At 29.9% G+C, this 13,200-nt stretch carries 12 protein-coding genes; 11 read left to right on the forward strand and 1 reads right to left on the reverse strand.

Annotation, left to right across the window (positions count from 1 at the left end; translation table 11 throughout):
* The first annotated feature begins 16 nt into the window (after positions 1-16).
* From GQR92_RS07850 to GQR92_RS07870, 5 genes are all read left to right on the forward strand, one after another.
* The gene (locus tag GQR92_RS07850; protein ID WP_158838582.1) at positions 17-673 is read left to right on the forward strand and encodes a LolA family protein; all 657 of its coding nucleotides are present in this window, start codon (positions 17-19) and stop codon (positions 671-673) included.
* 62 nt (positions 674-735) lie between these two features.
* Entirely contained in the window at positions 736-2,181 is a 1,446-nt protein-coding gene (locus GQR92_RS07855) for an LptF/LptG family permease (RefSeq protein ID WP_158838583.1), read from the forward strand.
* 5 nt (positions 2,182-2,186) lie between these two features.
* On the forward strand, positions 2,187-3,332 hold the full coding sequence (gene ribB, locus GQR92_RS07860) for a 3,4-dihydroxy-2-butanone-4-phosphate synthase (RefSeq protein WP_158838584.1): 1,146 nt from the start codon (positions 2,187-2,189) through the stop codon (positions 3,330-3,332).
* 109 nt (positions 3,333-3,441) lie between these two features.
* Positions 3,442-4,044: a TetR/AcrR family transcriptional regulator gene (locus GQR92_RS07865; protein ID WP_158838585.1), complete on the forward strand. Its 603-nt coding sequence runs from the start codon at positions 3,442-3,444 to the stop codon at positions 4,042-4,044.
* Positions 4,045-4,108: 64 nt separating this feature from the next.
* The gene (locus tag GQR92_RS07870; RefSeq protein ID WP_158838586.1) at positions 4,109-4,843 is read left to right on the forward strand and encodes an SDR family oxidoreductase; all 735 of its coding nucleotides are present in this window, start codon (positions 4,109-4,111) and stop codon (positions 4,841-4,843) included.
* Between the two features lie 5 nt (positions 4,844-4,848).
* Here the strand turns inward: GQR92_RS07870 and pepE are convergent, their stop codons facing one another.
* Positions 4,849-5,550 (reverse strand): dipeptidase PepE, encoded by a 702-nt coding sequence (pepE, locus tag GQR92_RS07875; RefSeq protein ID WP_158838587.1) that lies wholly within the window; start codon positions 5,548-5,550, stop codon positions 4,849-4,851.
* Between the two features lie 95 nt (positions 5,551-5,645).
* Here pepE and GQR92_RS07880 point away from each other — a divergent pair, with 95 nt between their 5' ends.
* From GQR92_RS07880 to GQR92_RS07905, 6 genes are all read left to right on the forward strand, one after another.
* Positions 5,646-6,428, forward strand: a complete 783-nt coding sequence (locus GQR92_RS07880) for a hypothetical protein (protein WP_158838588.1) — start codon at positions 5,646-5,648, stop codon at positions 6,426-6,428.
* A 9-nt stretch (positions 6,429-6,437) separates the two neighbouring features.
* The gene (locus GQR92_RS07885; RefSeq protein ID WP_158838589.1) at positions 6,438-7,250 is read left to right on the forward strand and encodes a carboxypeptidase-like regulatory domain-containing protein; all 813 of its coding nucleotides are present in this window, start codon (positions 6,438-6,440) and stop codon (positions 7,248-7,250) included.
* An 11-nt stretch (positions 7,251-7,261) separates the two neighbouring features.
* The gene (locus tag GQR92_RS07890; RefSeq protein WP_158838590.1) at positions 7,262-8,062 is read left to right on the forward strand and encodes a hypothetical protein; all 801 of its coding nucleotides are present in this window, start codon (positions 7,262-7,264) and stop codon (positions 8,060-8,062) included.
* Positions 8,063-8,091: 29 nt separating this feature from the next.
* Positions 8,092-8,589 (forward strand): DUF6702 family protein, encoded by a 498-nt coding sequence (locus GQR92_RS07895; protein WP_368074175.1) that lies wholly within the window; start codon positions 8,092-8,094, stop codon positions 8,587-8,589.
* A 61-nt stretch (positions 8,590-8,650) separates the two neighbouring features.
* On the forward strand, positions 8,651-10,780 hold the full coding sequence (locus GQR92_RS07900; RefSeq protein ID WP_158838592.1) for a M1 family metallopeptidase: 2,130 nt from the start codon (positions 8,651-8,653) through the stop codon (positions 10,778-10,780).
* Positions 10,781-10,918: 138 nt separating this feature from the next.
* On the forward strand, positions 10,919-13,120 hold the full coding sequence (locus GQR92_RS07905; RefSeq protein WP_158838593.1) for a M1 family metallopeptidase: 2,202 nt from the start codon (positions 10,919-10,921) through the stop codon (positions 13,118-13,120).
* Positions 13,121-13,200: the final 80 nt, after the last annotated feature.

The raw sequence follows: 13,200 nt of genomic DNA on the forward strand, positions 1-13,200 counted from the left end.
GACAAGAAATAAAATTATGAAAAAAATAGGAATCTTATTTTTAAGTTTATTTTTAACAACCATTACTTTTTCTCAAAATGCAAAACAAGCTAAATCACTTTTAGACGAAGTTTCCACCAAAATGGGAGCTTATAAAAACATGTCTATCAGTTTTAGTCAGACATTAAGTAATGAAGATGCAGGTATTATGGAAGGTGACGAACCACCGATTAGAGGAAAAATTACCTTACAAGGAGAAAAATATAGCCTTAATTACTTAGGAAATAGATTTATTTTTGACGGAAAAAAATTATATGTAATTAATAATGATGAAAAAGAGGTTACCGTTACAAATGGAGATATGGGTGGAGACGACGGTTTTATTTATCCTTCTAAATTATTAACATTTTACAAAGATGGTTACAATTTTGAAATGGGTAATTTACAAAACTTAAATGGCAGAAAAATTCAACTAATCATCTTAAATCCAATAGATAGCAATTCTGATATTGTAAAAGTTGAGTTAGCAATAGATGCTAAAACAAAACATATTTACAAGTTAATTCAGATAGGTACAAATAGCTCTAAAACTACATTTACAATTACAGAGTTTAAAAGCGATCAGACTTTGTCTAGCAGTTTTTTCTCGTTTGATGAGGAAAAATACAAAAAGCTACATTTTTCAATAGATTAATAATAGTCCAATTAACAGAAAATTAGTAGCTTCTTTCATCTTAAGAAACTACTTTTGCCGAGATGAAAATTTTAGACAAATACATCCTAAAAACATTTTTAGTTCCTTTTGTAGCTACATTTCTAATTGTGCTTTTTGTTTTGGTGATGCAGGTTTTATGGCAAACCTTCGAAAACATTGCAGGTAAAGGGATTAGCTTGCCTTTTATTTTAAAATTTCTATATTACTCTACCTTAATCATTACACCACAAGCGTTGCCCATCGGAGTGCTGTTATCTTCTATTATGGCATTAGGTAATTTAGGAGAGAACTACGAATTTGCTGCGGCAAAATCTGCTGGTATTTCTTTACAACGTTTAGTTAGACCGTTGGTTTTCTTAACATTAATTCTTAGTGGAATCAATTTTTTATTTTTAAATAATATTTATCCTTATGCTGTTTTAAAGCAAAAGAACTTGTATTTAAATATTAAAAAGAAAAAACCCGCTATGGCTTTAGTTCCAGGAAGTTTTAATAGTGACATTCCAGGGTTTCAAATAAAATTTGATGAAAAATATGGTGAAGATGAAAATTTACTAAAAAAAGTTTTAATCTACGATTTATCTGAAGGAAAAGGAAATCAGAAAGTAATTACTGCCGAAAGAGGTAAAATTATTTCTGAAGAAGGAAGTAGATACATGACCCTTGTTTTATATAATGGTTACTTTTACCAAGAACATGTAAAATCTGCAAAGACAAGTCTTCAAATAAAAAAAATGGCAGCCTCCAATGCTACATTTAAAGAATATGAATTTAACATTGATATTTCATCTGTAACAGGAGATGGCGACTTAGACAAAACAGATCATACCAAGAACTACATGATGCTAAGTTTAAATCAATTAGGAGATACAATTCCAGATTTAAAAGCAAGTTATGATGAAGTGTTATTACTTAAATCTAAAAACTTATATGCAACAACTATTGCTAGAGATTTATACCAATATCCAGATTCATTAAAAACAGAAAATATTAATATTGATATTTTAGAAAACTTTAATTTAAGCTCTAAAATTAACATTCTAAATTCAGCCTCTACAAAGGCAAGTAGAGCTTTAAGTTCTATAAAAAACAACATGACTTCTATTAAATACAAAAGAAAAAATCTTAATTTCTTTGATACAGAATATTATAATAGAATTGCATTTTCACTTTCTTGCCTAATTTTATTTTTTATAGGTGCGCCTTTAGGTTCTATTATTAGAAAAGGAGGTTTTGGTTTACCAATGATACTTGCAATAGCCATTTATGTAACCTATTTCTTTAGCAATACTTTTGGTAAAAATTTAGCAGAAGAAAGTACAATTTCATCATTTTTAGGGTCTTGGGTAGCGGCTTTTATTATGATTCCATTAGCTATTCTATTAACAAGAAGAGCTACAAAAGACAAAGGGATTTTTAATTTAGATGCTATTACGCAGCCTATTATTAATTTCTTTAAAAAAATATTTTCAAAAAAAGAAGCATAACTATTATGACAGTTCAAAATAATAAAACAACTACACAATTAAACCCTATTTCTGAAGCAATTGAAGACATAAGAAATGGTAAAATTATTATTGTTGTAGATGATGAAAATAGAGAAAATGAAGGCGACTTTTTAGCTGCAGCAGAAAAAGTAACTCCAGAGATGATTAATTTCATGGCAACTCATGGTAGAGGATTAATTTGTGCTCCTTTAACAGAAACTCGTTGTAAAGAACTAGACTTACATGTTATGGTTAACAACAACACAGACCCTATGGAAACCGCGTTTACAGTATCTGTAGATTTACGCGGAAAAGGTGTTACAACAGGTATTTCTGCCCGAGATAGAGCTTTAACCGTAAAAGCATTAGTAGAAAAAGATACAAAACCTTTCGACTTGGCTAGACCGGGTCATATATTTCCTTTAATAGCCAAAGAAGGCGGTGTTTTAAGAAGAACTGGTCATACAGAAGCTGCTATAGACTTTGCTCGTTTAGCAGGTTTACAACCAGCCGGTGTTATTGTAGAAATTATGAATGAGGACGGAACCATGGCTCGTTTACCTCAACTTTTAGAAGTAGCCAAAAAGTTCGATATTAAAATTGTTTCAATAGAAGATTTAATTGCTTACAGAATGGAACATGATTCTTTAATTGAGATTAAAGAAGATTTTGAAATAAAAACGAGATTTGGAGAATTCAGATTAAGAGCATACCAACAAACTACAAATAATCAAGTACATATTTCACTTACAAAAGGTTCATGGACTAAAGACGAACCAATTCTTACAAGAGTAAATTCTACTTTAGTAAATAATGATATTTTAGGAACCTTAACAAATGATGCTGATAAAAAATTAGACAAAATGTTTCAGGTGATTAATGAAGAAGGAAAAGGTGCCATTATTTTTGTGAATCAACAAAATCAATCTCAAAACTTATTAAGTAGATTAGCTAGTTTAAAAGTAAATCAGCTAAACGGAGAGATAAAAGCGCCAGTAATTAAAATGGACAATAAAGATTTTGGAATTGGAGCGCAAATTTTACATGATTTAAACATTCGTAAATTAAAACTAATTACCAATACACAACAAACAAAACGTGTAGGTATTATTGGCTATGGTTTAGAAATTGTAGATTACGTAGGCTACTAATATCTTATACCCTATTTATCAAATTAATATTTTTTAAAATTACAACATTATAAATGTTAAACAAAGTTAATAAAACATACTACCTAGTATTTTTTATTAACTTTGTGTTATGTTACAGAAGCAAAAATCTGAATTTACAAAACAGTTAATTCTTAATGAATCATTTAAACTATTCTATAAAGACGGTTTTAAAACTACTAGTGTAGATAAGATAATGATAAAAACAAAGCTTACAAAAGGAGCCTTTTATTACCATTATAAAAACAAAAAAGAATTAGGTCTTGATGTAATTAAACTAAAAATACAGAAGAGAGTTTGTGATGGTATGATTTCTCCTCTTTATACTTCTGGTAATGCCATAGACATCTTAAAAGCTACTTTTTTAAACAGAATAAAAGCATTTCCTTTAGAAGAAAAACAACAAGGTTGCCCAATGAATAATTTTATCAATGAAATTGGAGATTCAGAAAAAGTATACCAAACGGCATTAAAAAGTATTATAGAAGAGTGGAAAACGGCATTAATTAATTTAATCGATAAAGGAAAAAAACAAAAAACTATTAAAAACGCTATTTCCAGTGAAGCAACCGCTGTTTATTTAATCAGTGCCTTTGAAGGTATGAGAGGAATACGTAAACTATATGATACGGATGAAATTATAGATGAATATGTATTAGGTTTATCCATGTACATCAATCAAATAAAAGTATAATTTTTTTTATCTCAAAAAAGGTACTAGTTGGTATCTTTTGTATAAAATATTAAAAAATAAAAGAATGAAACTAACAGACAAAGTAGTAATTGTAACGGGGGCTTCTAAAGGAATAGGAAAAGAAATAGCAATACTATTAGCAGAAAACAATGCTAAAGTAATTGTTAATTATTCTAATAGTGAAACTGAAGCTAATGAAACGGTAAGTACCATCATTAATAAAGGAGGAACTGCTTTTGCCATAAAAGCAGATGTTAGTAAACGAAAAGAAGTTACCAATCTGTTTGATAAAACAATTGAAGTTTACGGAAAAATAGATGTATTGGTTAACAATGCAGGTGTTATGGCATCAAAAGAACTTAAAGATATTACAGAAGATGATTTTGACCATCATTTTAATGTAAATGTTAAAGGTTTATACAACACATTACAAGAGGCAGAAAGTAAACTTGCCGATAATGGTAATATCATAAATATTTCTTCGAGTACCGTAAAACTTATGTTACCAACTTATGCTATTTATTCTGCAACAAAAGCTGCTGTAGAACAAATAACACGTGTGTTTTCTAAAGAAATTGGTAGAGGAATTTCTGTGAATGCTCTTGCTCCTGGCCCTACCGAAACCGAATTATTTTTAAAAGGAAAATCACCCGAATTTATAGAAACATTAAGCGCTATGAATGCCTTTAACAGATTAGCAAAACCTATAGATATTGCTCGTGTAGTTCTGTTTCTAGCCAGCGATGATTCTAAGTGGGTTTCTGGTCAAGTAATTGGTGCAAACGGCGCTATGGTTTAGTCTATTTAAAATTTTAATAAGTCCCCACTTTTTAATTCAATTGGCTGTTCGTTGTTTTTAAATAAACGAGCAGTCAATTTTCCTCTTAAAAAAACAGCCTCATTATCAACTTCTAACCAACTTCCTTCACGCAAACCTAAAACCGGAGTTTCATTAAACACATGAAACTCTTTAATGCGCGTTTCTCTGGTTTCTCCCATGTGTGTAGAACCTTCAATAGGATCTAAATAATGGGCATTGATATTAAAATTGATACATCCCAATGTTGTAAAACTTGGGGGATATACAATTGGCATATCATTAGTGTTTTTCATATTAATACCGCAAATATTACTTCCGGCACTTGTACCTAAATAAGGTGTTCCGTTTTCAATCACCTCTTTTAAGGTATTTAAAACATCATTTTTATACAATTGATTTACTAATTCAAAAGTATTTCCTCCGCCTGTAAAAATTGCTTCGGCGTTTTTAACGGTTTCTTTAGCATTCTCAAATTCGTGAATCCCTTTTACATCAATATTTATTTCTGAAAAGGCTTTTTTAGCTATTGCCGTGTATTCGTCGTAAGAAATTCCACTTGGTCTAGCGTACGGAATAAATAACAATTCTTTTACTCCAATAAAATGTGTCTTTAAAGTAGGTAATAAATACGCTAAATATTTACTTCCATGTACTGTTGATGTACTTGCAATAATCATTTTTTTCATAATTCAAAAATAAGAATTTTAAAACTTTTATTTTAACACAAGTTTACAATTCTCTTAATAGAGTTTTAAGACGTATTCCTACTTTCTTTGTAATAATGAAACAAATACTTACTTTACTAACTCTTTTTATCTGTCTGACTTTCTTAAATGCACAAGAAAAAAGAAAATTGATAGTAGGTAAAATTGTATTAGACAGTTTGTCTATTGTTAATATGCATATTATCAATCAAAATACAAATATTGGAACAATAAGTAATGATAAAGGTGCTTTTGAAATTCCGGTTCATCTTGGTGACACCTTATTTTGCTCTCATCTAAAATATCAAGACAAAATTATTATCATCACAGATAAAACAATTGTTAATCGAAAAATCAACATTTCTTTAGAAGAAAAAACAGTTGTTTTAAAAGAAATGGTATTAGAAAAACAACAAAGTATTTTTTATCAAGATCCAGAAATAACCACTTATAAAGGTCCTATTGTAAATGCAGAGAAACTAAACCTACCTTATGCAAATACATTTGCTAAAGAAGATAAATCTATCATTAATTTTAGCTCTGGAGCTGCCATTAGTTTAGATAATTTAATAGGTGCTTTAAACGGTAGTAAAAAAAGAGAAAAACAGTTAAAAGAAATGGCTTTAGAAGATAGTGAACTCATAAAAATTAGAAAGCATTTTACAGACGACTTTTTTATTACTGATTTAAAAATCAAGAAACTTTATATCAATCAGTTTTTAAATGATTGTATTGATAAAAATATAATTCCTATTTTTAAAAGGGATAATAAATTAGATGTACTCAAATTATTAATGAAAGAAAGTCAACTTTTTCCTCATAAAATAGTAAAGGAAGATATCTATTTAACCAACCATTAATACTCGTAAATGGAAAAAAGACTACTTCAACTACTTTTTGTTTTTTTATCATTTACTGCCTTGGGGCAAGAAAGTAAAACATTAATATCGGGTAGAATTATAGATTCTTTAGGTATAGTTAAAAATGCGAATATCATCAACTTAAAAACAAAGCAAGGTACTTTTTCTTTTGATGATGGCCGTTTTCAAATCTATGTTTCAGAAGGCGATACCTTACAAATTTCAAACATACAATACAGTACTAAAACAATTATAATTAACAGAAAAAACATAACAGACAAAGCATTAATTGTTACTTTAAAACAAAGCACCTATGTTTTAGATGAATTCGAATTAAAAAGAAACCATTTAATTGGGCAGTTAGCTGTAGATATTAAATCTGTCCCCAAAAATGAAAAAATTGCTTTGTTAAAAAGTAATATGGATTTTTCTAATGTTGATTTCTCTTTAAAAGACCATAGAATTGATGCTAATGATAGAGCAAAAACTAAAGTAGTAAACACGGTTGCTAATTCGTATTCTGGACTTAATGTAGGCGGAATTATAGGTGGTTTATTTTCTTCTAAAAAGTTTAAAAAAGCACAATCTAGAGATAAAGAATTTGATCGTAAAAAGGTGTTTAAAGATAAAATATTGGTTGAGTTCGGTGATACCTTTTTCTTTGATAAATTAAAAATTCCTAAAGAAAAATACTTTCATTTTATAGAATATTGTTTACCTTTTGATATTGAAAAAATGTATGCCGAAAATAGACTTTTAAAGATTATAGAAATATTTCAACAAGAAAGTGCATCTTACTTAGAAACTTTAAACAAAGAATAAATCTATCTGACATGGTAAAAAAACTATTTACAATTTTAGTGTTTTTTGTAACGTTTACTACTTTATCACAAGAAACAAAAATATTACTATCTGGTAAAGTTATAGATTCTTTGGGCATTGTTAAAAATGCAAATATTATTAACATACAAACAAACCAAGGTACTTTTTCTTCGGATGATGGCCGCTTTAGAATTTTTGTTTCGGAAGGAGATTCATTACAAGTTTCAACAGTACAACACATAACTAAGAAAATAAGGATTACCAAAACAATTAAAGATTTAAAATCTCTAACTGTTACACTAACATCAACTACTTATGTTTTGGATGCATTTGATTTAAAACGAAATGATTTAATGGGCAGATTAACTGCAGATTTAAAAGAAGTTCCTAGAAATAGAAAAGACTCTTTATTAAGTAAGGTTTTAGATTTTTCTAACATCAATTTTAAACAAAAAGACCCTACAATTGATGCCGTTGTAAAAGCAAAACCACCTACTGTAAACACCGTACCCAATTCCTTTGGAGGCGCAGGAGCTGGTGCTAAAATTCCTTTTCGTGATTCTGAACGCTTATGGGCATTGCGTAAAAAATTAGAACGCAAAAAACAATTTCCTTATAAAATAATGTCAAAATTAGGTGAAAAATTCTTTTTCGAAAAATTAAAAATCCCTGTAGATCAATATTTTCATTTTTTAGAATACTGTAATCCTTTGGGTATAGAAGAATTACATAAAGAAAAAAGGATTTTAGAGCTTATAAAAATCTTTCAGAAAGAAAGTGTTCCTTATTTAAAAATCATAAAAAAAGAGTAATTTGGCGCAATAATTGTTTTATCACCTACATGAATACTAAAAAAACTATTTTACTTTTATTTATAATTCCGCTTCTCTCCTTCTCTGCTCACAAGTATTATTTGAGCTTAACCCAAATTGAATATAGAAGTGAATTACATACGGTACAAATTACAATTAATGTTTTTATTGATGATATAGAAAAAGCATTAAATAGCGATTACAATATAGACTTACAGTTAGATACCAAAAACGAATTAAAAGATAACGACGTATATTTTAAGAAATATCTTAACAAAAAACTACATTTAAAAATTGACGAGGTTTCTAGAAGCTTTAATTACATCGGTAAAGAATACGATGGAGATTTAGTTTATTTTTATCTAGAGATTGAAGATGTAGCCCAATTAAACACAATAGAAGTTTCTAATAAAATATTAACAACACATTTTCCTCAACAACAAAATTTAATAAAATCTAAAGTGGGTAAAGAACACAAAAGTATTTTATTAAATGCAAAAAATGATAAAGGTTTGTTAAAATTTTAACTCTTTTTAACTTTTTTACCTACTAATCCTTAATTTGTACGCTAATTCAACTCAGGTACAAATGAAAAAAATTACTTTACTCTTACTCTCTGTATTTTTTATTGGGACTGCTACGTATGCCCAAGAACAAAATATTACCAAACAAGGTCATACCAATCAAAACAAATTTAAACAACTTAAAGATGAACTAGCTACCCCAAATAGCCAAAGAACAGCTTCTGGTGCTCCCGGTGTAAATTACACGCAGCAAAAGGTAGATTATGTAATGGATATTGTTTTAGATGATGAAAATCAAAAAATAACAGGTAAAGAAACCATTACCTATCATAACAACTCTAAAGATGATTTATCTTATTTATGGGTGCAATTAGACCAAAATATGAGGGCTAAAGATTCTAAAACGCCAGATATTCAGCCAAATAAAATTTCTAAAAGCATCAGTAAAAAGAAATTTGAGAGCACTTATTCTGCTGAACCTTTTGATGGTGGTTTTAAAATTACAAGTGTAACAAACACAAACGGTAGCAACTTATCTCATACTATTAACCAAACAATGATGCGTATTAATTTACAAAAACCTTTGGCTTCTGGAGAAACTTTTTCTTTTAAAATAAATTGGTGGTACAATATTAATAACCACAGAACACAAGGTGGTCGCTCTGGATTTGAACATTTTACAGAAAATGACAATAACAATTATGTAATTGCACAGTTTTACCCAAGATTGTGTGTATATGATAATGTAGAAGGATGGCAAAACGGTCAGTTTTGGGGAAGAAGTGAATTTGCTTTAGAATTTGGAGATTTTACGGTAAATATTACAACACCCAAAGACCACATGTTAGGTGCAACGGGAGTTTTACAAAATGAAAGTGATGTTTTTACAAAAACAGAATTAAAGAGATTAGCTAAAGCTAGAAAAACTTTTGACAACCCTGTTGTTATTCGTACTCAAAAAGAAGCAACTAAAATTGAAAAAAGTAAATCTAAAGAAACTAAAACTTGGAAATTTATTGCTAAAAACGTGCGTGATTACGCATTTGCAACTTCAAGAAAGTTTATTTGGGATGCCATGGCAGTAGATATTAATGGTAAAACGGTAATGGCATATTCTTTATATTCTAAAGAAGCAAATCCTTTATATGGAGAGCATTCTACAAGAGCAGTTGCACAAACCTTAAAAACATATTCTAAATATACATTTGATTATCCGTATCATAAAGCAATTTCTGTAGACGGACAAATGGGAATGGAATACCCTCAAATTTGTTTCAACCCAGGAAGACCAGATGCAGACGGCACCTATTCTGATAGAGTAAAATACAGAATGATAAAAGTAACGATTCACGAAGTTGGTCATAACTTTTTTCCGATGATTGTAAATTCTGATGAAAGACAATGGACTTGGATGGACGAAGGTTTAAATTCTTATGTAGAAATGCAAGCCGAATTAGCGTATGATAAAGATTTCCCTATTACTAGAGGATATCCTAAAAATATTGTAAAATATATGGCAGGAGATCAATCTAAGATTGCTCCAATTATGTCTAAAGGAGATCATGTGTATGAATTTGGTAACAATGCGTACGGTAAACCTGCTACCGCTTTATGGATTCTAAGAGAAACAATTATGGGTAAAGAATTGTTTGACCATGCTTTTAGAACTTATTCTCAACGTTGGATGTTTAAACACCCAACGCCTGCAGACTTTTTTAGAACAATGGAAGATGCCTCTGGTGTAGATTTAGACTGGTTTTGGAGGGGATGGTTTTACACTACAGATGTAACAGATATTGGTATTAAAAGTGTAAAAAAATACTACACAAAAGCAAATGGTGAAAATGTAGATTTTATAGAGGACACAACAGAAGGTTTAGCTTTTGGCACTGCTAAAAACAAAAAATCTAAATTTCATTATGAAATTACATACAACAAACCAGGTGGATTAGTTATGCCAATTATTGTACAATTTAACTATACCGATGGTACAACAGAAAGAAAAGTATATCCTGCACAAATTTGGAGACTTAACGATCAAGAAATAACCAAAGTGTTTTCTTCTGACAAAGAAGTTTCTAAAATTACTATAGATCCTAATCAAGAAACTGCAGACGTAGATACCTCAAATAATAGTTGGCCAAAAGAACAAAATAATAAATTCGAAAAATTTAAAAGCAAAGTAAAAGGATAACAGTAGTTCTTTAATTAAAAAAAGCGATATCTCTGGGTATCGCTTTTTCTTATAAAAATTTGTTAATTTTTTAACATTCAACCAACCTTTGTAGACTTATCACTAATTTTATCGATAATTAAACCCAAATTAAAACAAATGAAAAAACTATCTTTATTCATGTTTTCTTTATTTTTTATTGCAGCAGGTACATTTGCTCAAGAAAAAAAAGAAGAAAGTAAAGCTCCTCAAGGACACACAGACCAAAATAAGTTTAGACAATTAAAAGATGTTTTGGCAACTCCTAACGATCAACATACAGCTTCAGGTGCTCCTGGAAGCCAATACAGTCAACAAAAAGTTGATTATGTAATGGACATCCGTTTAGAAGAAAGTACTAACAAAATTTATGGTAGCGAAAAAATTACATATCACAACAACTCTAAAGATGCTTTAGAATATTTATGGGTTCAATTAGACCAAAATATGAGAGCCGATGATTCTAAAACACCTTTAGCAAAATCTACAGGGGCTACTCCTTTTATTACTCCAGAGAAATTTAAAAAAGAGTATATGAAAGAAAGTAATGGGTTTGGTTTTAATATCGAAAAAGTAGAAAGTGATGGTAAGCCTTTATCACACTTTATCAATAGAACTATGATGCGTATTAATTTACCAAAACCATTAGCTTCTGGAGATACTTTTAAATTTAGTATTCAATGGAATTATAAAATTAACGACATCAACAAAGATGGTGGGCGTTCTGGTTTAGAATCTTTTCCTGACGGAAACAACAACTACACAATTGCTCAATTTTTTCCAAGATTAGCAGTGTATAACAATGTAGAAGGATGGCAAAATATGCAATTCTGGGGACGTAGTGAATTTGCTTTAGAATTTGGAGATTACGAAGTAAACTTAACAGTACCTGCAGATCATATTGTAGACGCTACCGGTGTTTTACAAAATGAAAAAAATGTTTTAAGTAAGACGCAACGTAACCGTTGGGAAAAAGCAAGAAAAACTTTTGATAACCCAGTGATGATTGTAACGCAAGCTGAAGCTGAAGAAGCAGAAAAAGGACGTGCTACAAATACAAAAACTTGGAAATTTAAAGCAGAAAAGGTAAGAGACTTTGCCTTTGCATCTTCTAGAAAATATATTTGGGATGCCATGGCAACCAAAATAAACGGTAAAACAGTAATGGCTGTTTCATTATATCCTAAAGAAGGAAACCCATTATGGGAAGAGCACTCTACAAGAGCTGTGGCTCACACTTTAATTGAATATTCTAAATTAACATTCGATTATCCGTATCCTAAAGCTATTTCTGTACACTCAGAAAGACAAGGAATGGAATACCCAATGATTTGTTTCAACTTTGGACGTCCAAACCCAGACGGAACTTATTCTGATAGAACTAAAAAAGGAATGTTAGGTGTAATTATACATGAAGTAGGACATAACTTTTTTCCGATGATTGTAAATTCTGATGAAAGACAATGGACTTGGATGGATGAAGGTTTAAATTCATTTGTAGAAATTTTAGCAGAATATAGTTACGATTATGATTTATTTGCAAATAATCCTGCAAAAGAAATTACAAGATACATGAGCGGGGACCAAAGTAACATCTCTCCTATTATGTCTCAAGGTGATTATGTAAAACAATTTGGACCTAATGCATACACCAAGCCTGCAGCAGGTTTATTTATATTGCGTAAAACAATTATGGGTCCAGAATTATTTGACCATGCATTTAGAACTTACGCTAAAAGATGGATGTTTAAGCACCCTACTCCTGCAGATTTCTTTAGATCTATGGAAGATGCTTCTGCAATGGATTTAGATTGGTTTTGGAGAGGTTGGTTTTATACTACAGATGTAAATGACATAGGTATTAAAACAGTAAAACCACTATATTTAACAGACAAACCTAATGAAAGAGTTACCAAATTAAAAGAACAATACAAACAGTATTTTGATGGTTTAGGAGACTTAGTCTACATTACAGATAAAAAAGAAGACGCTAACGCTAAAGCGATGGATGAGCATGCAGAAGGTAAAGAAGTGCCTGCTTATATTTATGCAGTAGAATTTGAAAAACCAGGAGGATTAATTATGCCATTAATTGTAGAGTTAACCTATGCTGATGGTACAAAAGAAAAACAGACATTTCCTGCTCAAATTTGGATGAAAAATGATACTTCTGTAAAAAGAGTATTTGCTTCATCACAAGAAATTAAAAGCATACAAGTAGATCCTGAATTTGAAACGGCAGATGTAGATACGTCTAACAATAGCTGGCCAAAGAAAGAATCTAATGAGTTTGATAAATTTAAAAAGAAAGTAAAAGAATAACTAACTATAGTTTTCCTTATAATGCTAAAGCCTCACAAATTTGTGAGGTTTTTTTGGCTTTAAATTAGCCTTTTATCTTA

The organism is Polaribacter sp. L3A8 (genome assembly GCF_009796785.1).
Classification (GTDB): domain Bacteria; phylum Bacteroidota; class Bacteroidia; order Flavobacteriales; family Flavobacteriaceae; genus Polaribacter.

Coding starts and splice junctions, on each gene's coding strand:
- GQR92_RS07850 (WP_158838582.1), top strand. CDS start 17: ATGAAAAAAATAGGAATCTTATTTTTAAGTTTATTTTTAACAACCATT.
- GQR92_RS07855 (WP_158838583.1), top strand. CDS start 736: ATGAAAATTTTAGACAAATACATCCTAAAAACATTTTTAGTTCCTTTT.
- ribB (WP_158838584.1), top strand. CDS start 2,187: ATGACAGTTCAAAATAATAAAACAACTACACAATTAAACCCTATTTCT.
- GQR92_RS07865 (WP_158838585.1), top strand. CDS start 3,442: ATGTTACAGAAGCAAAAATCTGAATTTACAAAACAGTTAATTCTTAAT.
- GQR92_RS07870 (WP_158838586.1), top strand. CDS start 4,109: ATGAAACTAACAGACAAAGTAGTAATTGTAACGGGGGCTTCTAAAGGA.
- pepE (WP_158838587.1), bottom strand. CDS start 5,550: ATGAAAAAAATGATTATTGCAAGTACATCAACAGTACATGGAAGTAAA.
- GQR92_RS07880 (WP_158838588.1), top strand. CDS start 5,646: ATGAAACAAATACTTACTTTACTAACTCTTTTTATCTGTCTGACTTTC.
- GQR92_RS07885 (WP_158838589.1), top strand. CDS start 6,438: ATGGAAAAAAGACTACTTCAACTACTTTTTGTTTTTTTATCATTTACT.
- GQR92_RS07890 (WP_158838590.1), top strand. CDS start 7,262: ATGGTAAAAAAACTATTTACAATTTTAGTGTTTTTTGTAACGTTTACT.
- GQR92_RS07895 (WP_368074175.1), top strand. CDS start 8,092: ATGAATACTAAAAAAACTATTTTACTTTTATTTATAATTCCGCTTCTC.
- GQR92_RS07900 (WP_158838592.1), top strand. CDS start 8,651: ATGAAAAAAATTACTTTACTCTTACTCTCTGTATTTTTTATTGGGACT.
- GQR92_RS07905 (WP_158838593.1), top strand. CDS start 10,919: ATGAAAAAACTATCTTTATTCATGTTTTCTTTATTTTTTATTGCAGCA.